This window comes from Ensifer sp. Root142, assembly GCF_001426785.1.
Taxonomy (GTDB): Bacteria; Pseudomonadota; Alphaproteobacteria; order Rhizobiales; family Rhizobiaceae; genus Ensifer; species Ensifer canadensis.
The window spans coordinates 1-25,636 of the sequence record NZ_LMFK01000047.1 but is presented as its reverse complement, the minus strand read 5'-3'; the positions used below and the strand labels follow the sequence as shown (position 1 = coordinate 25,636).

The 25,636-nt window shown below is 60.6% G+C and carries 22 protein-coding genes and 3 tRNA genes; 15 read left to right on the top strand and 10 right to left on the bottom strand.

All coding sequences use genetic code 11. From position 1 onward, the window contains the following. Positions 1–119: 119 nt before the first annotated feature. The 5 genes from gatB to ASD52_RS32245 all read left to right on the top strand — a co-directional run bounded on the left by gatB (position 120) and on the right by ASD52_RS32245 (position 3,811). A complete protein-coding gene (gene gatB, locus ASD52_RS32265) occupies positions 120–1,622 on the top strand; it encodes an Asp-tRNA(Asn)/Glu-tRNA(Gln) amidotransferase subunit GatB (RefSeq protein ID WP_025426630.1) in 1,503 nt (500 codons plus the stop codon). A 3-nt stretch (positions 1,623–1,625) separates the two neighbouring features. Next, positions 1,626–2,123 (top strand): GNAT family N-acetyltransferase, encoded by a 498-nt coding sequence (locus ASD52_RS32260; protein WP_025426631.1) that lies wholly within the window; start codon positions 1,626–1,628, stop codon positions 2,121–2,123. Positions 2,124–2,256: 133 nt separating this feature from the next. Then, positions 2,257–2,727: a GNAT family N-acetyltransferase gene (locus ASD52_RS32255; protein WP_025426632.1), complete on the top strand. Its 471-nt coding sequence runs from the start codon at positions 2,257–2,259 to the stop codon at positions 2,725–2,727. A gap of 108 nt (positions 2,728–2,835) precedes the next feature. Next, positions 2,836–3,231 carry an NADH:ubiquinone oxidoreductase subunit NDUFA12 gene (locus ASD52_RS32250; protein WP_025426633.1) on the top strand — a complete coding sequence of 132 codons (396 nt, stop codon included), beginning with the start codon at positions 2,836–2,838 and terminating at the stop codon, positions 3,229–3,231. Positions 3,232–3,358: 127 nt separating this feature from the next. Then, positions 3,359–3,811 carry a DUF2155 domain-containing protein gene (locus ASD52_RS32245; protein WP_025426634.1) on the top strand — a complete coding sequence of 151 codons (453 nt, stop codon included), beginning with the start codon at positions 3,359–3,361 and terminating at the stop codon, positions 3,809–3,811. A gap of 357 nt (positions 3,812–4,168) precedes the next feature. Here ASD52_RS32245 and aat read toward each other — a convergent pair whose 3' ends face one another. The 5 genes from aat to ASD52_RS32220 form a co-directional block, all read right to left on the bottom strand. After that, positions 4,169–4,783 (bottom strand): leucyl/phenylalanyl-tRNA--protein transferase, encoded by a 615-nt coding sequence (gene aat / locus ASD52_RS32240; RefSeq protein WP_025426635.1) that lies wholly within the window; start codon positions 4,781–4,783, stop codon positions 4,169–4,171. A 9-nt stretch (positions 4,784–4,792) separates the two neighbouring features. Beyond that, positions 4,793–6,136 (bottom strand): acetyl-CoA carboxylase biotin carboxylase subunit, encoded by a 1,344-nt coding sequence (accC, locus tag ASD52_RS32235; protein WP_025426636.1) that lies wholly within the window; start codon positions 6,134–6,136, stop codon positions 4,793–4,795. 12 nt (positions 6,137–6,148) lie between these two features. Next, a complete protein-coding gene (gene accB / locus ASD52_RS32230; protein ID WP_025426637.1) occupies positions 6,149–6,613 on the bottom strand; it encodes an acetyl-CoA carboxylase biotin carboxyl carrier protein in 465 nt (154 codons plus the stop codon). A gap of 23 nt (positions 6,614–6,636) precedes the next feature. Further along, the gene (gene aroQ / locus ASD52_RS32225) at positions 6,637–7,083 is read right to left on the bottom strand and encodes a type II 3-dehydroquinate dehydratase (protein ID WP_025426638.1); all 447 of its coding nucleotides are present in this window, start codon (positions 7,081–7,083) and stop codon (positions 6,637–6,639) included. Positions 7,084–7,201: 118 nt separating this feature from the next. After that, complete coding sequence (locus ASD52_RS32220) at positions 7,202–7,969, bottom strand: DsbA family protein (protein WP_025426639.1); 768 nt, start codon at positions 7,967–7,969, stop codon at positions 7,202–7,204. 491 nt (positions 7,970–8,460) lie between these two features. On the opposite strand from ASD52_RS32220, the gene ASD52_RS32215 reads away from it, so the two are divergent. After that, on the top strand, positions 8,461–9,618 hold the full coding sequence (locus tag ASD52_RS32215) for an aminotransferase class I/II-fold pyridoxal phosphate-dependent enzyme (RefSeq protein ID WP_025426640.1): 1,158 nt from the start codon (positions 8,461–8,463) through the stop codon (positions 9,616–9,618). A gap of 163 nt (positions 9,619–9,781) precedes the next feature. Here the strand turns inward: ASD52_RS32215 and ASD52_RS32210 are convergent, their stop codons facing one another. Further along, on the bottom strand, positions 9,782–12,592 hold the full coding sequence (locus tag ASD52_RS32210; protein ID WP_057211416.1) for a ribonuclease E/G: 2,811 nt from the start codon (positions 12,590–12,592) through the stop codon (positions 9,782–9,784). Between the two features lie 837 nt (positions 12,593–13,429). Here ASD52_RS32210 and ASD52_RS32205 point away from each other — a divergent pair. The 3 genes from ASD52_RS32205 to prfB all read left to right on the top strand — a co-directional run bounded on the left by ASD52_RS32205 (position 13,430) and on the right by prfB (position 18,633). Beyond that, positions 13,430–14,593: an N-acetylmuramoyl-L-alanine amidase gene (locus ASD52_RS32205; RefSeq protein WP_225906184.1), complete on the top strand. Its 1,164-nt coding sequence runs from the start codon at positions 13,430–13,432 to the stop codon at positions 14,591–14,593. A 357-nt stretch (positions 14,594–14,950) separates the two neighbouring features. Beyond that, on the top strand, positions 14,951–17,404 hold the full coding sequence (locus ASD52_RS32200) for a penicillin-binding protein 1A (RefSeq protein ID WP_025426643.1): 2,454 nt from the start codon (positions 14,951–14,953) through the stop codon (positions 17,402–17,404). Between the two features lie 97 nt (positions 17,405–17,501). Continuing rightward, a protein-coding gene (gene prfB / locus ASD52_RS32195) for a peptide chain release factor 2 (protein WP_107027587.1) occupies positions 17,502–18,633 on the top strand; the annotation gives its coding sequence in 2 pieces (ribosomal slippage) (positions 17,502–17,570 and positions 17,572–18,633; 1,131 coding nt in all). 142 nt (positions 18,634–18,775) lie between these two features. Here the strand turns inward: prfB and ASD52_RS32190 are convergent. Together ASD52_RS32190 and ASD52_RS32185 are read right to left on the bottom strand one after the other, a co-directional pair. Beyond that, a complete protein-coding gene (locus ASD52_RS32190) occupies positions 18,776–19,285 on the bottom strand; it encodes a hypothetical protein (protein WP_025426645.1) in 510 nt (169 codons plus the stop codon). Between the two features lie 113 nt (positions 19,286–19,398). After that, complete coding sequence (locus ASD52_RS32185) at positions 19,399–20,172, bottom strand: NAD kinase (RefSeq protein ID WP_057211412.1); 774 nt, start codon at positions 20,170–20,172, stop codon at positions 19,399–19,401. 159 nt (positions 20,173–20,331) lie between these two features. Between ASD52_RS32185 and ASD52_RS32180 the strand changes: the two genes are divergently transcribed. Next, positions 20,332–20,407, top strand: a tRNA-Thr gene (locus tag ASD52_RS32180). A 119-nt stretch (positions 20,408–20,526) separates the two neighbouring features. Here ASD52_RS32180 and ASD52_RS32175 read toward each other — a convergent pair. Beyond that, on the bottom strand, positions 20,527–21,468 hold the full coding sequence (locus tag ASD52_RS32175) for a LysR family transcriptional regulator (RefSeq protein ID WP_025426647.1): 942 nt from the start codon (positions 21,466–21,468) through the stop codon (positions 20,527–20,529). A gap of 138 nt (positions 21,469–21,606) precedes the next feature. Here ASD52_RS32175 and ASD52_RS32170 point away from each other — a divergent pair, with 138 nt between their 5' ends. Both ASD52_RS32170 and ASD52_RS32165 read left to right on the top strand, forming a co-directional pair. Beyond that, the gene (locus tag ASD52_RS32170) at positions 21,607–22,227 is read left to right on the top strand and encodes an FMN-dependent NADH-azoreductase (protein WP_025426648.1); all 621 of its coding nucleotides are present in this window, start codon (positions 21,607–21,609) and stop codon (positions 22,225–22,227) included. A gap of 129 nt (positions 22,228–22,356) precedes the next feature. After that, a complete protein-coding gene (locus ASD52_RS32165; RefSeq protein WP_025426649.1) occupies positions 22,357–22,653 on the top strand; it encodes a hypothetical protein in 297 nt (98 codons plus the stop codon). A gap of 179 nt (positions 22,654–22,832) precedes the next feature. Here ASD52_RS32165 and ASD52_RS32160 read toward each other — a convergent pair whose 3' ends face one another. Continuing rightward, positions 22,833–23,708, bottom strand: a complete 876-nt coding sequence (locus tag ASD52_RS32160) for an RNA methyltransferase (RefSeq protein WP_025426650.1) — start codon at positions 23,706–23,708, stop codon at positions 22,833–22,835. 218 nt (positions 23,709–23,926) lie between these two features. On the opposite strand from ASD52_RS32160, the gene ASD52_RS32155 reads away from it, so the two are divergent. From ASD52_RS32155 to tuf, 3 genes are all read left to right on the top strand, one after another. Beyond that, positions 23,927–24,011: transfer RNA gene (locus ASD52_RS32155), tRNA-Tyr, on the top strand. 23 nt (positions 24,012–24,034) lie between these two features. Continuing rightward, a tRNA-Gly gene (locus ASD52_RS32150) sits at positions 24,035–24,108 on the top strand. Positions 24,109–24,479: 371 nt separating this feature from the next. Beyond that, positions 24,480–25,636: elongation factor Tu (gene tuf / locus ASD52_RS32145; RefSeq protein WP_057211408.1), on the top strand; the 1,157-nt coding region annotated here is incomplete at both ends.

The following is a 25,636-nucleotide window of genomic DNA, read 5'->3' as shown; positions in this document are numbered from 1 at the left end:
GGCGGTTAAACCGTGCGCCACGTCATCGCGGGGCGGCTGATCGCGCCTAACAACTTGCACCATTGCGGCAATTGCTCTACCGAGAAACCAAGAATTCAGGCTTCAAAGAAGAGCATGATATGAGCATTGTCGACGTCCGCACTCCCGATTCCAAACGCTTCATCCCTGGCGCCACTGGCGACTGGGAGGTTATCATCGGCATGGAGGTCCATGCCCAGGTGCTTTCCAATTCGAAGCTGTTCTCGGGTGCATCGACCGAATTCGGCAAGCCGGCGAACGCCAACGTGTCGCTTGTCGATGCGGCCATGCCTGGCATGCTGCCCGTCATCAACGAGGAATGCGTCAGGCAGGCGGTCCGCACCGGCCTCGGTCTCAAGGCCGTGATCAACAACCGCTCGATCTTCGACCGCAAAAACTACTTCTATCCCGACCTGCCGCAGGGCTATCAGATCTCGCAGTTCAAGGATCCGATCGTCGGCGAAGGCAAGATCATCATTTCCGTCGGGCCTGATCGCCAGGGCCAGTTCGAAGACGTCGAGATCGGCATCGAGCGCCTGCATCTCGAGCAGGATGCCGGCAAGTCGATGCACGACCAGCATCCGTCGATGTCCTATGTCGACCTCAACCGCTCCGGCGTGGCGCTGATGGAAATCGTCTCAAAGCCCGACATGCGGTCGTCCGACGAGGCCAAGGCCTACATGACCAAGCTGCGTTCGATCGTGCGATACCTCGGCACCTGTGACGGCAACATGGACGAAGGTTCGATGCGCGCCGACGTCAACGTTTCGGTCCGTCGCCCCGGCGAAGGTTTTGGCACGCGCTGCGAAATCAAGAACGTCAACTCCATCCGCTTCATCGGTCAGGCGATCGAATATGAAGCGCGCCGTCAGATCGGAATTCTGGAAGACGGCGGCTCTATCGACCAGGAAACGCGCCTGTTCGACCCGAACAAGGGCGAGACACGCTCCATGCGGTCCAAGGAAGACGCGCACGACTATCGCTACTTCCCGGACCCGGACCTGCTGCCGCTCGAATTCGACCAGGCCTTCGTCGATGCGCTGAAAGCCGACCTGCCGGAACTGCCTGACGACAAGAAGGAACGCTTTGTCAGCGCCATGGGCCTGTCGGTCTATGACGCCTCGGTGCTCGTTTCCGAAAAGTCGATTGCCGACTATTTCGAGGCTGTGGCCGAAGGCCGTGACGGCAAGATCGCTGCAAACTGGGTCATCAACGACTTGCTCGGCGCCTTGAACAAAGCCGGCAAAGCTATTGAAGAGACTCCGGTTTCCCCTGCCCAGCTCGGCGGCATCATCGATCTCATCAAGGCGGAGACGATTTCCGGCAAGATCGCCAAGGACCTCTTCGAAATCGTCTGGAACGAAGGCGGAAATCCTGCCGAGATCGTTGAAGCGCGTGGCATGAAGCAGGTAACAGACACCGGCGCCATCGAGAAGGCGGTCGACGAGATCATCGCCGCCAACCCGGACCAGGTTGCCAAGGTGCAGGCAAAGCCTTCGCTCGCTGGCTGGTTCGTCGGCCAGGTGATGAAGTCGACCGGCGGCAAGGCTAATCCGCAGGCCGTTCAGGCACTGGTCAAGGCCAAGCTCGGCATCGAGGAATAAACGATGTTCTTCGTCCGCACGGCGAGCGAGCGCGATCTGGAAAAGGTTCGCGCGCTGCTCGTCGAGACGTGGCACGCGACCTATGACACCTTCTATGGCGTCGAGAAGGTCAACGAACTGACGGGCCGCTGGCATTCGCTACCGGCGCTCAAGGTCCGGCTAGAGCGCAAGGACGCGGAATTCCTGGTTGCCGACGATGGTCGCAGCATTGGCGGCATGGGCTATGCGTCCATGTCAGATACGTTGAAGAAGACCGTGGTGCTCCACCAGCTTTACGTCCTGCCGAAACTGCAGAGGCAGGGCATCGGCCGCGACATTTTCGCCGAACTCGAAACCTGCTTCCCGGATGCCGAGCGCATGCGGGTCGAGGTCGAGCCGCAGAACCTTCATGCCCTCGCATTCTACCGGACTCACGGCTTTTCCGAAGTCGGTCAAACCAGCGATTGCGGCGACGACCAGTCGGGGCTTCTGGCACTCATCCTCGAAAAACCGTTGGTCTGACGCCGTCGTTCCTCTGAGGTTAGCGGCCGTCGCCTTCCTCCGGGGAAGATCGCGCGGTTAGGGTTGGCTGTCGCGAAACGCTAGCCTTCTGATGATTGATGCTCGGTGCTGATGGTGACGCCCGGAGGAAAACATGCACGCGCTGACTGACTTGGATATCCGCAAGGCCGAGCGGGCTGATCTACCGGCGATCATCGCGCTCTTTGCCGCCGACGACGTTGGCGGACACGGTGACACGGTCGAGCCGGAGGCTTTCGACGACTATCTCGCGGCCTTCGCGCGCATCGAGGCATCACCGCTTCAAACCCTTTATGTCGCCCGCCTCGGTGAAGAAGTGGTCGGCACTTTCCAGGCAACATTATTGACCTCGCTTCCTGGACGCGGCCGGCCAAGACTGCTGATCGAGGCCGTGCAAACCCGTAAAGACATGCGCGGCCGTGGCATAGGCGCACGCATGATACGTCATGCGATCGAGCGTGCGCGCGAGGAGGGGGCAGCAAAGGTCCAGCTCTCCTCTAATGCGACGCGCACCGACGCGCATCGCTTCTACGAACGTCTCGGTTTTGTACGCAGCCATTTCGGGTTCCACATGCCGCTGAAATGACTGTGTTTGCCTCGGAATCACTGGACAAGCCTGGAGTGGCGGGGCATAAGCGGGGACATAGTTTTGGTATCCGGCCGCCTTCCCAACGGTCGGTTGAGGACGGCATCCATGAAGCTCCTGCTGCAGATTTTCACCTGGTGGAACCAACAGACGATCGGAACGCGGTTTCATACCTGGCGTAACGGTCAACGTGTCGGCGAAGACGAGCTCGGCAACGTCTATTATCAGGGCGGTAAGGACTCCGAAGGCCGGACGCGCCGTTGGGTGATTTACAACGGTTATGCCGAAGCCTCTGCTATTCCGGCCGGCTGGCACGGCTGGATGCATCACCGCACCGACGTTTCGCCGGCTGACGAAAAATACGTCGCTCGCGAGTGGCAGAAGCCACATCGTCCGAACCCGACTGGTACGGCCAACGCTTACCGGCCGCAGGGTTCGATCGCCGGTACCGGTGCGCGTCCGCGCGTAACGGGTGATTATGACGCCTGGACGCCGGGCTCCTGAGACGCTTGTCGTCGGACAAGGCGCGCCGCCCGCGAAATGGTCCGATGACCACGGGGCGGCCACATTTCATGTTTAGCGCCTGATATCCATCAACGGTGAATGCGAAGCGCGCGGGAGACAGGCGGGAATGGCGGGTTCTTATCTGCGGAAAACAATCGGCCAGATGTCGAGCCGGCTCTGTGTCGCTGCGCTTGCCGCGCTGCCGATGATTTCCTCGGCCGGTACGGCCGAGGCCGCGCGGGTAAACAACGCCGTCGCCGTGTTTTCCGGCATCGACAAGATCACCGGCCGCATCACGACCTTTGACGTCTATATCGGTGAGACCGTCCAGTTTGGCGCCCTGCAGGTAACGCCGCGCGTCTGCTATAACAGGGACGACACGGAAGCTCAGAAGATCACCACCTTCGTCGAGGTCGACGAGATTACGCTTGACCGCAAGATCAGGCGGATCTTTACCGGCTGGATGTTTGCCGACAGCCCCGGCCTCAACGCCGTCGAGCACCCCGTCTATGATGTCTGGCTGCAGTCCTGCAAAGCGACGTCGGACCTGCCGCCACCGGATACTGCCTCCAAGAGGTAGCCTTGCCTGGCAGGCGCCCTTGAACGCGGCTGCGATATGCCCTCAATTTTTCTGTGCCAACCCGCTCTTCGGTGCGCCGGAACGAGCGCGCACAACGGGCGGCGGTGGACCATCTCGTGATGGTTTCGCTTCGCGGACGTCCGCACCGGCCATGCCGTGACAAGCCGTCCGTAATGTCTTGGAAGTCCAGTAGAATAGCTCCCGCAAATAAATTTGGCAAAACAAAGCGATAGAGCGGTTGCGCGACTCCTTTTGTGAGCGGGCGATGCTCTGGCGCGGACATCCCTGGGCACTTTGAAGGGTCTGAGACGGGGTGGAAATGGGCGTTTGCACCGGGGGCTCAGGTCGACGATGAGCTCAAAACGATAGATCCGGAGAGTTCATCGCATTGGCGAGCATGATCTCATACTCCGCCTTCGGCACGTCGATCGCACCGAAGGACTTGAGATGCTCGGTCGTGAACTGGGTGTCCAGCAATTCAAAGCCCTTGGCGCGCAGGCGCTCCACCAGATGCACGAGGCAGATCTTGGACGCGTTGGTGCGTCTGGAAAACATGCTTTCGCCGAAAAATGCCGAGCCGAGTGAGACGCCGTAGAGACCGCCGACCAGCGCATCGTCCTCCCAGGCTTCGACGCTGTGCGCGTAGCCCATCGAGTGAAGCGTGGCGTAAAGCGAGCGGATCTTGTTGTTGATCCAGGTGGTCGGGCGATCCGGCGCCGGCGCGGCGCAGCCTTCCATCACGGCCTCGAAGGCGGTGTTGAAGCGGATGTCGAAGTGGCTCTTGCGGATTGTCTTTGCAAGACTGCGCGAGACGTGAAAGCCATCGAGCGGAATGACGCCGCGGATTTCCGGCTCGACCCAGAAAAGCTCTGGATCGTCAGCCGAATCGGCCATCGGAAACAGGCCTATGGAATAGGCGCGCAGCAGCATGTCCGGTGTTACGTCGGGTTGCTTGCTGCGCGTCCCTTTCAATGCACGGTCCTATTCGGACGTCGTGGCCAGATGGTGCTCCAGCCAATGGATGTCGTATTCGCCGTTCGCGATATCCTGATTGTTGATCAGGTCCTGGAACAGCGGCAGCGTCGTCTTGATACCATCGATGACGAATTCGTCGAGCACGCGACGAAGGCGCATCATGCATTCGACACGGGTCCGGCCATGGACGATGAGCTTGCCGATCAAGCTGTCGTAGTAAGGCGGGATACGGTAGCCCTGATAGGCACCAGAATCGACGCGAACGCCGAGACCGCCCGGTGCGTGGAAATGCGTGATTGTGCCCGGCGAGGGGACGAAGGTGCGCGGATCTTCGGCATTGATACGGCACTCGATCGCGTGGCCGGAAAACACGATGTCTTCCTGCTTGACCGAAAGCCCGCCACCCGATGCGACGCGGATCTGTTCGTGCACCAGGTCGATGCCGGTGATCGCTTCGGTGATCGGATGCTCCACCTGGAGGCGGGTGTTCATTTCGATGAAATAGAACTCGCCATTCTCGTAGAGGAACTCGATCGTGCCTGCGCCGCGGTACTTCAGCTTTTTCATCGCATCGGCGCAAACCTGGCCGATCTTCATGCGCTGCTCGACGTTGAGGGCAGGGGAGTTTGCCTCTTCCCACACCTTCTGGTGGCGCCGCTGCAAGGAGCAGTCACGCTCGCCGAGATGGATCGCATTGCCTTCGCCGTCGCCGACGATCTGGATTTCGATGTGGCGCGGCTTGCCGAGATACTTCTCCATGTAAACAGCGTCATTGCCGAAGGCCGCAAGCGCCTCGGAACGAGCGGTTGACACGGCCTCGTCGAGGTCAGCCTCGGTCTTGGCGACTTTCATGCCGCGGCCACCGCCGCCGGCGGTCGCCTTGATCAGAACCGGGAAGCCGATCTTGCGCGCGGCTTCGAGGGCGTTCTCAGGCTTCACTTCGCCGTCGGAGCCCGGAACCACGGGGATGCCAAGTTCCTGCGCCGTCTTCTTGGCGGTGATCTTGTCGCCCATGATGCGGATATGTTCCGCCGTCGGACCGATGAAGGTGATGTCGTGGGCGTCGAGGATTTCGGCGAACTTGGCGTTTTCCGACAGGAAGCCGTAACCCGGGTGCACGGCGTCAGCGCCGGTGATTTCGCAGGCGGCGACGATCTGGTGAATGTTCAGATAGCTATCGCGCGACGGCGGAGGACCGATGCAGACGCTTTCGTCGGCCAGACGCACATGCATGGCGTCGCTGTCAGCCGTGGAATGGACGGCCACCGTCGCGATGCCGAGTTCCTTACAGGCGCGCAGTACGCGAAGGGCGATTTCGCCGCGATTGGCAATGAGAATTTTCGAGATCATCGCAGCGCCGCCTTATTCGATTACGATCAGCGGCTCGCCATACTCGACGGGGGCTGCGTCCTGGACGAAGATTTCGGTCACCTTGCCCGAACGCGGGGCAGGGATCTGGTTCATGGTCTTCATCGCTTCGATGATCAGGACCGTCTGACCTTCCTTGACCACGGTACCGACCTCGATGAACGGGCGGGCGCCTGGGGCCGGCGCGAGGTAGGCCGTACCGACCATCGGAGCCGTTAAGGCGTTTTTGGAATTGCGGCTGGTCTCGGCCGGAGCGACAACTGCAGCGGGCTGCGCAGCGTGGACGGCCGGCTGGGCCTGGTAGGTCGGCATCGACATGGCGACCGGCGTGCCGGCGCGCGATACGCGGATGCGGAGGTCTTCCTGCTCCACTTCGATCTCGGTGAGATCCGTGTCGTTCAGGATATTGGCGAGATCGCGGATCAGCGCCTGGTCGATACCGGGTTTCTTGTCAGCCATGGGATATGAGCCTCGTGTTCTTTTTATTTCGACGTTTCTGTCAGGTTCTTTAGCGCATGCAGCGCCAGAATGTAACTCTGCGCGCCGAAACCGCAGATGACGCCTTTGACCGCCGGGGCGATCATCGACTTGTGGCGGAATTCTTCACGCGCGTGGATGTTGGAAAGATGCAGTTCGACCACCGGGATGCCGATTGCGCGGATGGCATCGTGCAGCGCGATCGACGTATGGCCGTAGGCTGCCGGATTGATAGCGACGCCCGCCGCCTTTTCGCCGGCCTCATGCAGCCAGTCCACAAGCGTGCCTTCGTGGTTGGATTGCCGAAAATCGACCTCCAGTCCCAGCGTCTTGCCTTCCGTGGTGCACATCGCCTCGATGTCGGCGAGTGTCTGGCCGCCATAAATCCCCGGTTCGCGCTTGCCGAGCGCATTGAGGTTGGGGCCGTTCAGCACGAAAATTTTGGTGGGCATGCGGGATTCCGGTCCAGTGATAGAGGGTTACCTATAGACTGATGGTCCCGCGAGGAAAAGCCCTTTGGGTCCTCGCGGGATTTGTCCACAGTTGGGACGGGACGGCCAATGCAGGCGGTCAGCAGGCGGTCTTGCCGCAGCTGCGCATATTGGACACTTTGGTGCTGATTTCCTCGGCACCGACGGCTCCGAACACCGCCTCGTTGCCAATCACGTAGGAGGGCGTGCCGGTGATGCCGAGATCGTTGGCAAGGGTGTAGGCCTCGCGTACCGCGGCATCATGCGGCTCTTTTTCCATCTTGGCGCGCAGCTGCTTTTCGGTGACGCCGAGCTTGCCGGCAACGGCAATCGCCGTTTCCTCGGTTGCGCGGTCCTCGCCGCCGAGCAGGGCCCGATGGAACTCGCCGTACTTCTCCGGCGCGGCGAGACGGAATGCAGCGCTGACCTTGTGGGCAGCCAGCGAATCCGGGCCGAGGATCGGCAATTCCTTCAGCACGAAGCGGATGTTCTTGTCCTTCGACAGGATCTCGTCCATGTCCGTCAGCGCACGTTTGCAATAGCCGCAGTTGTAGTCGTAGAACTCGACGACGGTGACGTCTCCATCAGGATTGCCGAGTACCATGTCGTAGTCTGAGTTGAAGATCGCCTTCTTGTTTTCGGCGATCGCACCTTCAGCTGCTTCCTGCTGCTTGGCGCGCTGCTTTGTAGCCAGCGCCTCCTGGACTTCGAGCATGATTTCCGGATTGGCGAGCAGGTATTCCTTGATGAAGGCGCCAAACTCTTCCTTCTGTTTCTGGTCGAGCGCGAGTGCGCTTTGCGGCAAGCTGACCCCTGCCATGAACGCGGCGAGCGTTCCGGCGGCAATCATTTTCGTGCTGAAATTCATTTCTACCTCGTTGTCTCTGCCTGCCCTGTCTGTCGTCCATGTCGCGATACGGCGTCAATGCGCCCTTGTAAAAGACAACAGGAATCTCCAACACCGCAACACGCGGGCAGCATAGGGTGGGCTCCGGCGAAACGAAACGGCAAAATCGGCGGAAATACGGCGCTCGCGCACTTGTGAAGCTTTAAACGATCGGGCAAGGGGGCGGCATGTAGTACCAATCTGTGCTGATATTGACCCATTGCGTCGGAGCGATCTTGGTTTCTGGCGAGGAGACACCATGTGGTCCGGTGAGGATTGTCGACGCTATCCGGAGGCCAGAAGCGCCCGGCCCTTCGGGCGGGCCTTGTGCCGGCCACGGCAGCTTCACAATCCTCGACCGATGCCAAGGCATCGCTCGGCGGTACGCTCCCGCCCGGATGACCGCACACGGTCCCAAACAATAGGTCAATATCAGCGCAGGTTGGTATAGGCCGCTTCTTGAGGATATTACCTTGGTAGAATTGTCGAACCGCAGTGCTATCGAACCCTTTCATGCCATGGACGTGCTGGCCGAGGCAACGCGCCGACGCGACGCCGGCCATCCGGTGATTTCGATGGCTGTCGGCCAACCGGCGCATCCTGCGCCGAAGGCGGCTTTGGATGCGGCGCGCAAGGCGCTCGAGCATGGCCGGCTCGGCTACACCGACGCACTTGGCACCTTGTCTCTCAGAACCGCGATCGCCCGGCACTATCAAAAGCGCCACGGTATAGCGCTTGACCCGCAGCGCATTGCCGTGACCACCGGGTCGTCAGCCGGGTTCAATCTTGCCTTCCTCGCGCTTTTCGACCCCGGCGATTGCGTCGCAATCGCGCGACCCGGATATCCAGCCTACCGCAACATTCTCGCAGCGCTCGGCCTGACGGTCGTGGAGGTCGAGGCCAATGCCGAGAGCGGCTTCACGCTGACGCCGGAAAACCTGGCGCGTGCTGCCGCGAAGATCGGGCGCCCGCTGAAGGGCGTGCTTCTGGCGAGCCCGGCCAATCCGACAGGAACGGTCACGGGCAAAGCGGGGCTCAAGGCGCTTGCCGACTACTGCCGCGCCGAAAACATCGCCTTCATCTCCGACGAAATCTATCATGGGCTGACCTTCGCCGGTGAAGAGGCAAGTGCACTGGAGGTGACCGACGACGTCTTCGTCATCAACTCCTTCTCCAAATACTACTGCATGACCGGGTGGCGTATCGGCTGGATGGTGCTGCCGGAACTGCAGGTTCGCGGCTTTGAGCGTATCGCCCAGAGCCTCTACATTTCGCCGCCGGAGCTGTCGCAGATCGCGGCGGAGGCGGCGCTCGGTGCGCAGATTGAGCTCGATGGCTACAAGGCGGCCTATGCGGCCAATCGCGATATGCTGTTGAAGCGCCTGCCGGAGATCGGCTTTTCGATCGCGTCACCGATGGATGGCGCTTTCTATGCCTATGCGGATGTCAGTCGCTTCACCAATGACAGCATGGCATTTGCCCGGCGGATGCTGGCGGAAATCAACGTGGCGGCAACGCCCGGCTTCGATTTCGATCCGCTTGAAGGGCATCGTACGATGCGGTTCTCCTATGCCGGATCGATAGCCGACATGACCGAAGCGATGGAGCGGATCGCCCGCTGGATCGCCTGATCCTCTGTGGTTTCATCGAGTTGCGGCCTTTTCCGGACTCTTTTTGCGAAGCCCTTGATTCAAACTCGCAGCGAATACACGCTTTCGATTGTCTCCAAACGGAAACGAAAAAAGCCCGGACCAAGGTCCGGGCTTTTCTGTTCGTCCGAAGTTCAGGCGCGGCTTAGAAGAAGCCGCGGCGCTGCCACCATCCGCCCTTCTTGGGCTTGGACTGGTCTTCTTCGGTGCCTTCGTTCTTGTTCGTGACCGTCGAGGTCAGCACCGGTTCCGATGCGATCGTCGAAAGGTCGCGGTTCGCTCGAGCAGGCTTGCCTTCTTCGAGGTCAGCGGCCGTTTCTTCGATTGCTGCCGGCACCGGCTCAGCCGCTTCCGGCTGTGCTTCGACCGCGGTCTGTGCTGCCTCGTCGGCACTGACGACAGGCTCCTCAGCCTTGACGGCCTTCTTGCGTGTACGCTTCGGCTTGGCGGCCTTCTCGACGACCGGTTCCACCGCTTCCGCGACGGTCTCGGCTTCGGCAACGACGGCTACCGCTTCGACCTCGGCTTCTACGGGTGCTTCCGCGTCGCCTTGCTCGCCCGCTTCGCCGTCGCCGGATGCAGCAGCCTGCTCCTCGCCTTCGACTTCACCTTCGCCGAGTTCTGGTCGGTTGCGACGGCCACCGCGCTTGCCGCGACGGCGACGCTTGCGCTTCTGTTCGCCATCGGCGGTCAGCGCATCCGTATCGTTTTCGTCCTCGTCGGCATCGCTTTCGGATGCGTCATCGGCATCTTCAGTCGCATCGGCGTCCTGTGCGGTCGCACCTTCCGCCTGCTGGCTGCCCTTGCCGCGACGGCGGCGACGACGCTTGCGCTTGCGGCCGTTCTGATCGTCGGCCTGGGCCGCAGCCTTCGGCTGCTCCTGGCGCTGTTCGACGACGACTTCTTCTGCTTCTTCCTCGTCGAGATCCTCTTCGATCACGATGTCATCGTCTTCTTCGGGCTCGGGCTCGAAGTGCAGAATCTGTTCGATCTTGACCGGGTTTTCGACCGGCTCGCCGCGATCGATCGCGAAATGCTGCGCGCCGACATGGGCGTCAGCCTCGATGATGATCGAGACGCCGAAGCGCTGTTCGTAATCCATGATCGTGGCGCGCTTCTGGTTGAGCAGATAGAGCGCGATATCGGGGATCGTGCGAACGGTGATGTTGTGGGTGGTGTTCTTGAGCAGATGCTCTTCGATACCGCGCAGGACATGCAGCGCGACCGAAGACTGCGAGCGGACGTGACCCGTGCCGTTGCAATGCGGGCAGGTCTGCATCGTCGATTCGAGCACCGAAGCGCGAATGCGCTGGCGCGACATTTCGAGCAGACCGAAGTGCGAGATGCGGCCGACCTGGATGCGGGCACGATCGTTCTTCAGGCAATCTTTCAGCCTCTTCTCGACAGAGCGGTTGTTCCGCTTTTCTTCCATGTCGATGAAGTCGATGACGACGAGGCCAGCAAGGTCGCGAAGCCGCAGCTGACGGGCCACTTCTTCGGCGGCTTCCAGGTTGGTCTGAAGCGCCGTGTCCTCGATCGAATGCTCGCGGGTCGACCGACCGGAGTTCACGTCGATCGAAACCAGGGCTTCCGTCTGGTTGATGATGATGTAGCCGCCCGACTTCAGCGTCACCTGCGGCTGCAGCATCCGGTCCAGCTGCGCCTCGATACCGGAGCGCGAGAAGATCGGATGCACGTCGCGGTACGGCTGGACCACCTTGGCGTGGCTCGGCATCAGCATCTTCATGAAGCCCTTGGCTTCCTTGTAGCCTTCCTCGCCGGAAACGACGATCTCGCTGATGTCCTTGTTGTAGAGGTCGCGGATCGAGCGCTTGATCAGGCTGCCTTCCTCGTAGACGAGGCAGGGGGCCGTGGAGTTGAGCGTCAGCGTGCGGACGTTTTCCCAAAGGCGCATCAGATATTCGAAGTCGCGCTTGATCTCGACCTTGGTGCGGTTGGCACCGGCCGTGCGCAGGATGACGCCCATGCCCTGCGGCACTTCGAGGCCACGCGCAATTTCTTTCAGGCGCTTGCGGTCCTGCAGGTTGGTGATCTTGCGGGAAATGCCGCCACCACGGGCCGTGTTCGGCATCAACACCGAGTAGCGACCGGCGAGCGACAGGTAGGTCGTCAGCGCTGCGCCCTTGTTGCCGCGCTCTTCCTTGGCGACCTGAACGAGCAGGATCTGGCGACGCTTGATGACTTCCTGGATGCGATACTGCTTGCGCGGCTTGCGGACGTGACGATCCGGAACCTCTTCCATCGCGTCTTCGGCGCCGACCGACTCGATAATTTCCTTTTCGCCGTCGTGGTTGTCGTCATCATCGTCGTCGTCATCGCGACGGCGGCGGCTGTCGACGTCTTCCGAGACCGAATCGGTGTCGACCATGGCGGCCATCTCGCCACCATTGCTTTCTTCGCCGGCATCGGCCTCTTCGGTCGCTGCAGCTGCAGCGGCCTCTTCGGCGATTCTCGCCTTGGTGCGGCGTGGGCGCTTCGGCTTTGCCTTGGGCTTCTCGGCGGGCGCATCGACCTCGACGACAGCTTCGGCTGCCGTCTCGGTGACGACTTCCGTTTCAGCGGCGATTTCCAGATCGACCGGAACGCTGAGCCCGCTCTGGGTCGGCGTTGCCGTCTCAACGTGCTCGACATCGTCGTCGCGGCGCGCTTCTTCGGCTTCCGCCTTCAACAGCGCCTGACGGTCGGCGAGGGGGATCTGGTAGTAGTCGGGATGGATTTCGGCGAAGGCCAGGAATCCGTGGCGATTGCCGCCGTAGTCGACGAAGGCCGCCTGGAGCGAAGGCTCCACTCGCGTTACCTTTGCCAGGTAGATGTTGCCGCGGATCTGTTTCTTGTGTTCCGATTCGAAGTCGAATTCTTCTATGCGGTTCCCGCGAACGACAACGACGCGCGTCTCTTCAGAGTGAGACGCATCGATAAGCATTTTCTCTGCCATCTAAGTTGTGCTCCTCGGCGCGACAACGGAACGGGCGGCAGACGTTCTTCCATGGGAAGACTGCCACTCGCGTCAGAGGTTGCGCCGGATGTGAAAGGTCCTGTCTGGTGCAGGTGATGGTGCAGCAGCCAGATGGCAGCCGGAACGGTTACGTTCCGGGGCCTCTTTACTTCTGACCGATACCGCTGAGTCAACATCAATGACCAAACAAGAATGCCAATGTCAAAGGTCTCATAAAGACCCGATGAATGCGCCCGCTTGCGGGCTTGCCGGTGAAAAATCACCGCTAAGAACTCCGGCCACCGCCGGAAATTTACGATCCAGTGTACGGGGAGGAAATGCAGCGACGGCGGATGAACACCTTGCGGCCGCGGAAAGATGATACGGTTGCAACCGGCAATTCCGGCTCGATCACTCCCTGGCGCCAAGCTCTGGAAAGCTCCGGCTGCCCGGCCCACGATTCTATCCCGTCAACACTTTCTCCTTGTGATGCTTTTATGTTTTCTATGTCACATTGGCAAGGGAAAAGCCTGTGCCGCCACAATAATGATCGATTCGCTTGCCCCGGTAGAGTAGGTCGGGGAACGGCGAATCATATGCCTTGGCCGCGTTGCGTAAGGAGCGCTGTCAAGCTTTGGTTAACCATAAGGGTTCATTGATCAAGGGATGTCGCGGTATGTGTGGGCGGACGCCCGGCGCTTTGACCGCTCGAATTTCGTGGATTGACGGAGAGACCGGGTGAAGCCTTCGGCTAATCATATGCACGCTTCACTGTTGTCGACACTGCTGCGCGGCGGCGCGCGCGTCGCGGCTTCAGTGTTCGTTGCAGGCGTCTTGATGATGACCGGACCGATAGCATACGCCGCCGAGTCGGCACCGTTTCTGGCATTCGGCGCACGGGTTGCCGGTGACGACGCGCGCACACGTGTCGTGGTCGAGTTCGACCGCAAACCCGACTTTTCCATTCATTATGTGGCAAACCCCGTGCGTGTCGTCGTCGATCTGCCGGAAACCGCCTTTGGCCTGAAGGCCGAGAGCCTCGAGCCGCGGGGATTGTTCGAGGCCATCCGCTATGGCGGCATGGGCGCCGGCAGTTCTCGCCTCGTGTTGTCGGCAAAGGGGCCGGTAGCGGTCACCCATGCCGAAGTCATCGAGCAAGAGGGCGGTAAGAGTTATCGCCTGGTCATCGATGCCGAGAAGGTCGACCAAACCCGGTTCGACGCGCTTCTTGGGGATCAGCAGTGGACGGGCTCGGTGGTCTCGGCAAAAACGGATCGGCCGACAATTGCACCTGCGCAAAAGACCGGTGCATTCGTGATTGCGATCGATGCCGGCCACGGCGGTATCGACACCGGCGCGATCGGCAGCGGCACCAAGACCGAGGAAAAGCATGTCACGCTTGCCTTCGCGCAGGAGCTTGTCGCCACGCTCAACCGCGAAGGCGGCATCGAAGCTTTTCTGACCCGCGACAAGGACGTTTTCCTGTCGCTGCCGCAACGCGTGCAGATCGCCCGCAACAAAGGCGCCAATCTGTTTATTTCGATCCATGCCGACACATTGAGACAGAAGGACATTCGCGGCGCCACCGTCTATACGATTTCCGACAAGGCGTCCGACCATCTGGCGGCCGACCTGGCGCAGCGCGAAAACCTTTCGGACGAGATCGCTGGCGTACCGCTCCAGAGCGAGCCGGCCGAAGTCGCCGATATCCTGATCGACCTGACGCGCCGCGAGACCCAGGCTTTCTCGGTCAACATGGCACGCACTGTCGTGTCGTCCTTCGAGGGGCAGATCAACCTCATCAACAATCCGCACCGTCACGCGGGCTTCCGTGTCTTGCAGGCGCCGGATGTTCCGTCGATCCTGCTCGAGCTCGGATTCATGTCGAACAAGGACGATGAGAAGCTGCTGCTCGATCCGGAATGGCGCAAGAAAGTGTCCGGCCTGCTCGCCGTTGCCGTGAAGCGCTACCGCGAACAGGCTGTCGCAAACGGCGGCTGAGATCCGGTCGCGATGATCTGTTTGACGGCGCAGCATACGATGTGATTTGTGTCGCCTCGGTAACAGCGATATGCTTTTCAACAGGATGCGCACTCGATAATCGGAAACAAGCCCTATTTTACGCACAATCCGGGACCTAACCCGAATTGCGCCCGGATTTGTTGGGAAACAGTGTTGATGCCCGGTGGCCCTCGCCATATGAGGAACTGGGTGGGCGCGTGTAGCCGCAATGCCAGACGATTTCTGATAGAAGCGTTTGGCCAGGCCGACGAAATGCGGACCGTTGGGACGGGAAGCGTCTCGATTGGCTTTTGCGGCCTGGCGATTGGACGATAATAAGGTACCGGTATCTGACTGATGATCAGACTGATTGGATATTTCTTCGGCATTGGTGCGTTCTTGCTGCTCGGTGTCGCCGCGGCCGTTGCCATCTATCTCGGCAGCGTCACCAAAGATTTGCCGGATTACGAGGTATTGGCGAAGTATTCTCCGCCGGTCACCACGCGCTTTCACGCCGGTAACGGCGCGCTGATGGCGGAGTACGCCCGCGAGCGGCGTCTCTATCTGCCGATCCAGGCGATCCCGGACCGTGTCAAGGCGGCATTCATTTCGGCCGAAGACAAGAACTTCTATCAGCACCCGGGCGTCGACATCACCGGTCTCGCGCGTGCCATCACCGTCAATCTCCAGAATTTCGGATCGGGTCGCCGCCCCGTCGGCGCGTCGACGATCACGCAGCAGGTGGCCAAGAACTTCCTGCTTTCGTCGGACCAGACGATCGACCGCAAGGTCAAGGAAGCGATCCTCTCCTTCCGTATCGAGCAGGCCTATAGCAAGGACCGTATTCTCGAACTCTATCTCAACGAGATCTTCTTCGGCCTCAATTCCTATGGCATCGCCGGTGCAGCACTCACCTATTTCGATAAATCGGTGACAGAACTGACCATCGCAGAAACTGCGTACCTTGCGGCTCTGCCGAAGGGTCCGGCCAACTACCATCCTTTCCGCAAGGTGGATGCTGCGATCGAGCGACGCAACTGGGTCATCGACCGTATGGTCGAGAACGGCTACGTCACCAAGACCGACGGCGAAGACGCCAAGAAGCAGCCGCTCGGCGTCAATCCTCGCCGCGGTGGCGCACATCTCTTCGCATCCGATTTCTTTGCCGAGGAAGTGCGTCGGCAGATCATTCAGAAGTACGGCGACAACGCGCTTTATGAAGGTGGCCTTTCGGTCCGTACCTCACTCGATCCGCGCATGCAGATCGCCGCGCGCAAGGCGCTGCAAGACGGGCTGCTCAGCTATGACGAACGCCGCGGTTTCCACGGTCCGGTCAAGTCGATCGAGATCGGCGGCGACTGGGGCGAGCCGCTCGGCAAGGTCGTGTCCTTGGCCGACGTGCCGGAATGGAAGCTCGCTGTCGTGCTTTCGGCCGATGGTCAGGGTGTCGAGATCGGCATCCAGCCGGACAAGGAAGCCTCCGGCAAGATCATCGCAGAACGCGTGACCGGTCATATCTCCGCAAAGAACATGCAGTGGGCCTATCGCTCGGCCGCTGGCGAACGCAAATCCGCCAAGTCGCCTGAAGGTGTGCTGGGCCCGGGCGACGTCGTCTATGTCGAGCCGTTGGCAGAAAAGGGTGAATACCGCCTGCGTCAGCCGCCGAAGGTCCAGGGTGGCCTCGTCGCGATGGATCCGCAGACCGGCCGCGTGCTGGCGATGGTCGGCGGCTTTTCCTACGGTCAGTCGGAATTCAACCGCGCGACCCAGGCGATGCGCCAGCCGGGTTCCTCGTTCAAGCCGTTCGTTTATGCTGCTGCGCTCGACAACGGCTATACGCCCGCATCCGTTATTCTCGATGCGCCGATCGAAATCGTTGCCGGTGGCCAGGTCTGGCGCCCTGAGAACTATGGCGGCGGCTCGGCCGGCCCGTCGACGCTGCGCCTCGGCATCGAGAAATCGCGTAACTTGATGACGGTTCGCCTTGCGAACGACATGGGCATGAACATCGTTGCCGAATATGCCGAACGCTTCGGCATCTACGACAAGATGCCACCGCTGCTGGCGATGTCGTTGGGCTCGGGCGAAACGACGGTGCTGCGCATGGTTTCGGCCTATTCGGTTCTTGCCAATGGCGGCAAGCAGATCAAGCCTTCGCTGATCGACCGGATCCAGGACCGCTACGGCAAGACGATCTTCCGTCATGAAGACCGGACCTGCGACAACTGCAACGCGGCTGATTGGGGCAACCAGGAAGAACCTGTCTTGACCGACAACCGCGAACAGGTTCTCGACCCGATGACCTCCTACCAGATCACCTCGATGATGGAGGGGGTGGTCCTGCGTGGCACCGCCGCCGGCAAGATCACGCTCGATCGCCCTGTTGCCGGCAAGACCGGCACCACCAACGACGAGAAGGACGCCTGGTTCGTCGGCTACACGCCTGATCTCGTCGCCGGCCTCTACCTCGGCTTCGACAATCCGGCCCCGCTCGGTCGCGGCGCGACAGGTGGCAGCCTTGCCGTGCCGATCTTCAACAATTTCATGCAGGAAGCCGTCAAGGGTTCGCGCCCGGGCAAGTTCGTGGTGCCGGAAGGCATGAACATGATCGCCGTCAACCGCAAGACCGGCATGGCGGCCTACGAGGGCGAGCCGGACACGATCATCGAAGCCTTCAAGCCTGGCACCGGCCCGGCCGATACCTTCTCGGTCATCGGCGGCCTCGACCAGTACGTGCCGCCGGAGGAAATTTTGAAGAATTCCCCGCAGGCAAACCAGGCTGTCACATCCGGTTCCAACGGCCTGTTCTAGGCCCTTTCCCAGTCTCCCGATGCCCGCCGCCTTTACATCAGCGGCGGGCATCGCTATTTGACGCTCACGTTAAATCGGGTTCACAAGAAGCAGGATCATGCGCAGCGAAATCGAGAACATTGTCGACGAAATCAAGCAGGCCATAAGCCTGCTGAGGAGGCATCTTTGACTGGGATCAGGCGGTAAGACGACTGGACTGGTTGAATAACAAGGCGGAAGATCCGTCGCTCTGGAATGATGCGGCCGAAGCGCAGAAGCTGATGCGCGAGCGCCAGCAACTCGACGATGGCATCAACGGCCTGCGCCGTTTCGAGCAGCAGCTCAGCGACAACATCGAACTGATCGAGCTCGGTGAAGAAGAGGGCGATGCCGCCATCGTTGCCGACGCCGAACAGGCGTTGCGCGAACTGCGCAATGAAGCGGCCAAGAAGCAGGTCGAGGCGATGCTGTCCGGCGAAGCGGACCAGAACGACACCTATCTCGAAGTGCATTCCGGTGCCGGCGGCACCGAGAGCCAGGATTGGGCCAACATGCTGTTGCGCATGTACACCCGCTGGTCCGAGCGCCAGGGATACAAGGTCGAACTGATGGAAATTCAGGACGGCGAAGAGGCTGGCATCAAATCGGCCACACTGCTCGTCAAGGGCCACAATGCTTATGGTTGGCTGAAGACCGAATCGGGCGTCCACCGCCTGGTTCGCATCTCGCCCTATGACAGCAACGCGCGTCGCCATACGTCGTTCTCTTCGATCTGGGTCTATCCGGTTGTCGACGACTCGATCCAGATCGACATCAACGAGAGCGATTGCCGTATCGACACCTATCGCTCGTCGGGCGCCGGCGGCCAGCACGTCAACACCACCGACTCTGCGGTGCGCATCACGCATATGCCTTCCGGTATCGTCGTACAGTGCCAGCAAGAACGTTCTCAGCACAAGAACCGGGCCAAAGCCTGGGACATGCTGCGCGCCCGCCTTTACGAGTCCGAGTTGAAGAAGCGCGAAGACGCGGCCAACGCCGAAGCAGCATCGAAGACCGATATCGGCTGGGGCCACCAGATCCGCTCCTACGTGCTGCAGCCCTACCAGCTGGTCAAGGACATGCGCACCGGCGTCGAAAGCACGGCGCCGGGTGATGTACTGGACGGCGAGTTGAACGAGTTCATGGAGGCAGCCCTTGCCCACCGCGTCAGCGGTGGTGCTGATGCCGTCGTGGATGATTTGAACTAGTCTGGCACTGCTCGGCGCTCGTGTGCCGGCATGACGTAGGACGTACGGGACGAAGAAGGCCGGGTGTTTTCATCCGGCCTTTGTTTTTGGCTTAGAGCGTGGCACGCAAAGTGCGCGCGGTCATTGGAGATCGCGATGCGCTTCAGTTCGATGCCCGCTCGACCTTGATGTCGCCGAGATCGTCGATCAGGACCGTCCAACTCTCCGGCTCGCGGGCGGCAGGGTCGGTCTTCAGATAAACGGTCGCGAACATGCCGGGCTGCGCGGTCACGCCTGTGGATGTTTCCGGCCGTATGTCCGTGACATAAGCCCTCAGCGACGAGAATTCCTCGAGTTCGGCGGATGAGACGACTTCCGGCCCAGCGGGCGTCGCCTCGATCTGCTGCAGGTGAATATGTGCGGTGCCGTCCTGTTGCCGCAGCGCGATCAGCTTGTAGTAGCCGCGCCGTGCGCCTTCGGCACTCTTCGGCTTAGTGGTTGCTTCCGCCTGCGTGCCGTTCGGGTCCAGCGCCGAAAGCCGATCGCCGCTTTCTTCCCAGTAGCCTGTGCTGGTGACAAAGGTCACTTCGGGCGAAACCACGCTCGCATCCTCGGCATGGGCGTTCGCGCCGGCCATGGCGAGAAGAAGCGCAAGGAGGAGAGGCTTGTGCATTGCTTTTGATTTCCCGTTCGAACTGCGACGCGGCGCTGGCTGCAAAATTGGTCCTTCGCCGATGATCCGGCGATCGCGGAAATCATACCATATCGCGCGTTCAGAACGTCGGCTCAATTGGAAAATTGCTCGGCCAGGATGCGGTCCGACCAGGAATGATCGGGATCCGAGAGAATGCGGGCGGTCATGTTTTCCGATTCGGCGATACGCACCTTCGCCACCGACTTGACCTCCTGGTGGTCGGCAACGGCGTTGACCGGGCGCTTGTCGGCCTCGAGGATTTCGATCTCGACGGTGACATGGTTTGGCAGCAGGGCGCCGCGCCACCGCCGCGGACGGAACGGGCTGACGGGCGTCAGCGCCAGAAGAGGGGCTTCCAGCGGCAGGATCGGACCATGGGCCGAGAGATTATAGGCGGTGGAGCCGGCGGGCGTGGCCAGCAGCAATCCGTCGCAGGTCAATTCCTCGAGCCGGGTCTTGCCGTCGATGACGACGCGCAGCTTGGCTGCCTGGTAGGATTGCCGGAACAGATAGACCTCGTTGATGGCGAGCGCCGTGAATGTCGCGCCTTCACCGTCAGTGGTCTGCATCTCCAGCGGGTGAAAGGCATTCTCGACGGCATTGCAGATGCGCGCCGTCAGATTTTCGGTGCTGTAGCGATTCATCAGGAACCCGACAGACCCCCGGTTCATGCCATAGACGAGCTTGCCCGAATTCATCGTCTGGTGCAGCGTCTGCAACATGAAGCCGTCACCGCCGAGCGCGACGATCACGTCGGCCTTGTCGGCCTCATGATCGCCGTAGATGGCCTTCAGATCAGCCGCCGCCTTTTGCGCCTCTTCCGCTGGAGAGGCAAGGAATGCGAGGGAAGTGAACGTGCGAGCCATGAATTTTCAGTCCGTTCAACATGTTGAGCATCGCCGCGGTGGCCGAGCCTAGGCTTCGTTTCTGGCACGGCCTGACCCTAAACGCATCTGAAAAATTGGGAGAATTCGCAATTTTGCTTTACACGCTGTGAGATTATGATAACTCCCACCGCTGAAAGTGCCCTTATAGCTCAGTTGGTAGAGCACCTGATTTGTAATCAGGGGGTCCCGGGTTCGAGTCCTGGTGGGGGCACCACTTTTTCAATTACTTGCTGGATTTTTGACCGCCTCATGAGGCGGTCGTGTGCTTTTTGGCGAAATCACCGCTATTGCGGCCAGGCACCACGCGACTTGTCGGCCGGTTGGCACAGCGTTTCAGATATCGAACGTCCCAGCGCCCCGGGGCGTGATCTCTCTGCATTTTTGCAGGGCGTTCAGCAAATTGTCGGCGAGGTAGTCTATCAGGGCGCGCGTCGCCGGCAGCATGCCGTGGCGTGAGGGGAAGACGAGGTGGACGACGACGTCGCCCGAGCTCCATTCTGGCAGCACCGGGGCAAGCACGCCGGCGCGGAAGGCGCGTTCGCAGATGTGGTCGGGCAGCAACGCTACGCCCATGCCCTCGATCGCTGCGCGCTCGAGGATGAGGAAATCGCTGCAGCCGATGATCGGCCGGTGCGAAATTTCGGTGGTGTTGCCTTCGCTATCGACGAGGCGCCAGACGTCGGTGGCGTGCTGCTCGTTCATCGACAGTGTCGGCATCTCGTTGAGATTTTCGATGGTGACGTCGTCGAAGCGGGTGAGCAGGGTGGGGCTCGCCGCCAACCTCTGGCGCACTTCTCCGAACCTGCGAATGATCAGCTGATTGTCGGTGTCCAGTTGATCGCGGGCGCGCAACGCCACGTCGATCCTTTCCTCGATCAGATCGATCCGCCGGTTGGTGGCAGTAATCAGCAGGCGAACGCCGGGATAACGGCGATGGAACGCAGGCAGGATGTCGGCGAGCATCGGCGTGAAGCCGAGCGGGCAGGCGAGCCTGACCGTACCGGTCGGCTCGGCCTTGACGGCGGCGATCTCGGCCTCTGCCACGGCAACGCCATCGAGCAGGCTCTGGCAATGTTCGTAGAAGACGCGTCCGATCTCGGTAACGCGAAGCTTGCGCGTCGAACGCTCCAGCAGCCGGACGCCGAGCTGCTCTTCGAGGCGCGCCACGTGTTTGCTGAGCTTGGATTTGGGGATATTCAGATCACGCGCCGCGGCACTGAAGCCGTTGTTGCGCACGACGGCCGCGAAGAGGGCGAGGTCGTTCAGGTCCTGCATCTATTTCCGTCTCCCATCGCCGATCGCGGTCTCACTGTTTCTATCCGGAAACAGTATGTCAAATAACCGCTGACTTATCGCGCGATTGTTTTCCAATCATATGTGATGCACCGCAACGCCAACACAAAGGTGCTTCACATGAACGTCCTTCACATCGACTCCGGTATTCTGGGTGATCACTCCGTTTCCCGTCGCCTGACGGCGGCGATCACCGCTCAGATCAAGGCAGACCGTCCGGATGCCAAAGTTGCCTACCGCGATCTCGCCACCAGCCGGATCCCGCATCTGACCGGCGCACAGATCATGGCGCCTGCCGATCTCGCAGGTGTTGACGCCGACCTGGCTGCCGAAGTCAAGATCGGCCGCGAGATGCTCGAAGAATTCCTGGCTGCCGACACTGTCATCGTCGGCGCGCCGATGTACAACTTCTCCATTCCGAGCCAGCTCAAAGCCTGGATCGACCGTCTCGCCGTGAACGGCAAGACCTTCCGTTACACCGAATCTGGCCCGGAAGGCCTCGCCAAGGGCAAGAAGGTTATCATTGCTTCGACCCGCGGTGGCCACTATTCCGCCGGCCCGGCTTCGGCGATGGATCATCAGGAATCCTACCTGAAGACGGTCTTCGGCTTCTTCGGTATCACAGACGTCGAATTTGTGCGCGCCGAGGGCCTGAACCTCAGCGCCGACTCCAAGCAGTTCGCGATCGCCGAGGCAGAAAAGACCATTGCCGAAGGCACTGTCCTTCGTCTGGCCAGCTAAAACAAGAGTTCATCGGATCACGTCAGTGGTCCGATGAAGGGGCGTTGGCCCCATTGCGGACGGTGCCGGTTGAGCATGCAGCCGGCATTGTCCGTTTTCGTGTCAGCGGATCTGTATTATGATGCGCTCATGAAAGACCGGCGGAGAAGGCCCTTGGCTGTCATCGCTGCGGTGGTCGCGCTGGTGGCCGCCGATGTCGGGTATGCGTCGCCGCCGGACACGCGCTGCACCTGCCGCAATCGCGATGGCTCGAAATACGAGCTCGGGCAGATCGCCTGCCTGCGCGTCGGCGGCATTTCCTATCTTGCGCGCTGCGAGATGAACCTCAACGTCACCACCTGGAAGAAGCTTCGCGACGGATGCCCGACGGCGAGCAATCAGAGCCTATGGCTTCGAGTTGACGAAGATATAGCGACGCGTTTCTGACGACAGCAACGGCGTGCATCGCAGCTGCTACACGGGGATCGGTTCCCCAGCGTCGAGGTAGACACCCGCGGATGCTTCCGGTATCGCCAATCAATGGCTCTATTCGGCGGGCTAGCCTCTCCGGCTTCAAGTAGCCGGAGAGCTTCACAGGTGTTTGGCGATCTTAACGACCGGCCGTCTTATTTGCTCAGGAACTGACGCGCCGCATACATGGCGATCGCTGCCGCATTCGACACATTCAGCGACTTGATTGCGCCGGGCATGTCGAGGCGGGCGAGCGCCTTGACGGTCGACCGTGTCTTCTGCCTGAGACCCTTGCCCTCCGAACCAAGCACCAGCGCGACCTTGTCGCCGGCGAAGGTGCCTTCGAGCGGGGCCGGTCCTTCCGAATCGAGCCCGATCGTGTGGAAGCCGAGGCGGTGCAGTTCGTCGATCGTGTCGGCGAGATTGGTGATCTGGATATAGGGGATCATTTCCAGGGCGCCGGAGGCTGATTTCGCAAGAACGCCTGATTCGGTCGGGCTGTGACGGATGGTGGTGATCAAGGCGCCAGCATCGAACGCAACGGCCGAACGCATGATCGCGCCGACATTGTGCGGATCGGTGACCTGGTCGAGCACGAGAATGAGCCTGGATTCGCTGAGTGCCTCGAGCTTGCGCAGCGGCAGCGGCTTGGTTTCAAGCATCACGCCCTGGTGAATGGCGTCGGGCCCGAGGATCTTGTCGAGGTCCTGCGGCGCCACGGTCTCGACCGGGAAGGGAAGTTCGGAGAACTCGCCGAGCTCCAGACGCGTCGCAGCGTTCTGGGTCACGCACAGGCGAACGATCTTGCGCGCCGGGTTGTCGAGTGCCGCGCGAACGGTATGCAGGCCATAGAGCAGCACCTGTTCGGGTGCGAGCACGGGCGGCTTCCAGTCGCCCGGCTGCTTGCGCCAGCGATCCTGCTTTGGCGTCGGAATTTCTCCGCGCTCGCGCTTGGCGTCGCGGTGGGCGCGTCTGAGAGTGGCGTAATGGGTGTTCTTGGCGCTCTTGTCGCCCGTATCATCTTTGCTCATGCCTGCCTTATAGAGCGCTTCGCTTGGCCTGGGAACGGAATTCGATAGTGGTGGACAAAGCGGACCTGTGGAGAATTTCACAAATTTTCCGTTCTGGCGTGTTGACAGGAGCAAGGCGGGCCGTCATATACCCGGCGCAGATCGAGAGGCGGCAACGACAAATCGCTGGATGTCTCACGATCTCAAATGCTTGGTCGACTTGATCCCGACAGAATAATGGAGGGATGCCCGAGTGGTTAAAGGGGACGGACTGTAAATCCGTTGGCTCAGCCTACGTTGGTTCAAATCCAACTCCCTCCACCATTCTGCTTCTGGATCGAAGGCCCGCGGGTATAGCTCAATGGTAGAGCAGCAGCCTTCCAAGCTGAATACGCGGGTTCGATTCCCGCTACCCGCTCCAGCAGCGCGCTGACGTTTTCTCCTTTTTAATGCGACGCTTCAACTGCTCATCGTAAGCTGTTGTTTGTTCTTTCGTCACGCGACGAAGTGATTCGGGAATCTGCCCGGCTTGCATCTTCGATGCGCCATTCTTACATGAGGTAGGAAAAGGCGGCCGTGGCCGGTCCGGGCGTACGCAATTAAGTCTTGCGCAAATCCCTTGAAACCCTTAAACGGCTCCACAAACCGGCCCCGCCGGCTGATCAATCATACTTGACCACAGGAAACGTACCCATGGCAAAGAGCAAATTTGAGCGCAACAAGCCGCACGTTAACATTGGCACGATTGGCCACGTTGACCATGGCAAGACGTCGCTGACTGCAGCGATCACNATGGCAAAGAGCAAATTTGAGCGCAACAAGCCGCACGTTAACATTGGCACGATTGGCCACGTTGACCATGGCAAGACGTCGCTGACTGCAGCGATCACGAAGTACTTCGGCGAGTACAAGGCGTACGACCAGATCGACGCTGCTCCGGAAGAAAAGGCCCGTGGTATCACGATTTCGACGGCTCACGTTGAGTATGAGACGGCGAACCGTCACTACGCGCACGTCGACTGCCCCGGCCACGCCGACTACGTCAAGAACATGATCACCGGTGCAGCGCAGATGGACGGCGCGATCCTGGTTTGCTCGGCTGCTGACGGCCCGATGCCGCAGACCCGCGAGCACATCCTGCTTGCTCGCCAGGTTGGCGTTCCGGCGATCGTCGTGTTCCTCAACAAGGTCGACCAGGTTGACGACGCCGAGCTTCTCGAGCTCGTCGAGCTTGAAGTTCGCGAACTGCTGTCGTCCTACGAATTCCCGGGCGACGACATTCCGATCATCAAGGGTTCGGCACTTGCTGCTCTTGAAGATTCGGACAAGAAGATCGGCGAAGACGCGATCCGCGAGCTGATGGCCGCTGTTGACGCCTACATCCCGACGCCTGAGCGTCCGATCGACCTGCCGTTCCTGATGCCGATCGAAGACGTGTTCTCGATCTCGGGCCGTGGTACGGTTGTGACCGGTCGCGTTGAGCGCGGCATTGTCAAGGTTGGCGAAGAAGTTGAAATCGTCGGCATCCGCGACACGTCGAAGACGACGGTTACCGGCGTTGAAATGTTCCGCAAGCTGCTCGACCAGGGCCAGGCCGGCGACAACATCGGCGCGCTGATCCGTGGTGTTAACCGTGACGGCGTTGAGCGTGGCCAGATCCTGTGCAAGCCGGGTTCGGTCAAGCCGCACAAGAAGTTCATGGCCGAAGCCTACATCCTGACGAAGGAAGAAGGCGGCCGTCATACGCCGTTCTTCACGAACTACCGTCCGCAGTTCTACTTCCGCACGACGGACGTGACGGGTATCGTTACGCTTCCGGAAGGCACGGAAATGGTTATGCCTGGCGACAACGTCACGGTTGCCGTTGAGCTGATCGTTCCGATCGCGATGGAAGAAAAGCTGCGCTTCGCTATCCGCGAAGGTGGCCGTACCGTCGGCGCCGGCATCGT

Bases quoted from the DNA above. Each gene is read 5' to 3' on its own strand.
- ASD52_RS32160 (WP_025426650.1), bottom strand. From the start codon at position 23,708: ATGAGCAAAGATGATACGGGCGACAAGAGCGCCAAGAACACCCATTAC.
- ASD52_RS32255 (WP_025426632.1), top strand. From the start codon at position 2,257: ATGCACGCGCTGACTGACTTGGATATCCGCAAGGCCGAGCGGGCTGAT.
- ASD52_RS32205 (WP_225906184.1), top strand. From the start codon at position 13,430: ATGATGACCGGACCGATAGCATACGCCGCCGAGTCGGCACCGTTTCTG.
- ASD52_RS32220 (WP_025426639.1), bottom strand. From the start codon at position 7,969: ATGAATTTCAGCACGAAAATGATTGCCGCCGGAACGCTCGCCGCGTTC.
- ASD52_RS32165 (WP_025426649.1), top strand. From the start codon at position 22,357: ATGAAAGACCGGCGGAGAAGGCCCTTGGCTGTCATCGCTGCGGTGGTC.
- accB (WP_025426637.1), bottom strand. From the start codon at position 6,613: ATGGCTGACAAGAAACCCGGTATCGACCAGGCGCTGATCCGCGATCTC.
- ASD52_RS32170 (WP_025426648.1), top strand. From the start codon at position 21,607: ATGAACGTCCTTCACATCGACTCCGGTATTCTGGGTGATCACTCCGTT.
- ASD52_RS32210 (WP_057211416.1), bottom strand. From the start codon at position 12,592: ATGGCAGAGAAAATGCTTATCGATGCGTCTCACTCTGAAGAGACGCGC.
- ASD52_RS32190 (WP_025426645.1), bottom strand. From the start codon at position 19,285: ATGCACAAGCCTCTCCTCCTTGCGCTTCTTCTCGCCATGGCCGGCGCG.
- ASD52_RS32175 (WP_025426647.1), bottom strand. From the start codon at position 21,468: ATGCAGGACCTGAACGACCTCGCCCTCTTCGCGGCCGTCGTGCGCAAC.
- ASD52_RS32200 (WP_025426643.1), top strand. From the start codon at position 14,951: ATGATCAGACTGATTGGATATTTCTTCGGCATTGGTGCGTTCTTGCTG.
- gatB (WP_025426630.1), top strand. From the start codon at position 120: ATGAGCATTGTCGACGTCCGCACTCCCGATTCCAAACGCTTCATCCCT.
- aroQ (WP_025426638.1), bottom strand. From the start codon at position 7,083: ATGCCCACCAAAATTTTCGTGCTGAACGGCCCCAACCTCAATGCGCTC.
- ASD52_RS32260 (WP_025426631.1), top strand. From the start codon at position 1,626: ATGTTCTTCGTCCGCACGGCGAGCGAGCGCGATCTGGAAAAGGTTCGC.
- ASD52_RS32185 (WP_057211412.1), bottom strand. From the start codon at position 20,172: ATGGCTCGCACGTTCACTTCCCTCGCATTCCTTGCCTCTCCAGCGGAA.
- accC (WP_025426636.1), bottom strand. From the start codon at position 6,136: ATGATCTCGAAAATTCTCATTGCCAATCGCGGCGAAATCGCCCTTCGC.
- ASD52_RS32245 (WP_025426634.1), top strand. From the start codon at position 3,359: ATGGCGGGTTCTTATCTGCGGAAAACAATCGGCCAGATGTCGAGCCGG.
- ASD52_RS32250 (WP_025426633.1), top strand. From the start codon at position 2,836: ATGAAGCTCCTGCTGCAGATTTTCACCTGGTGGAACCAACAGACGATC.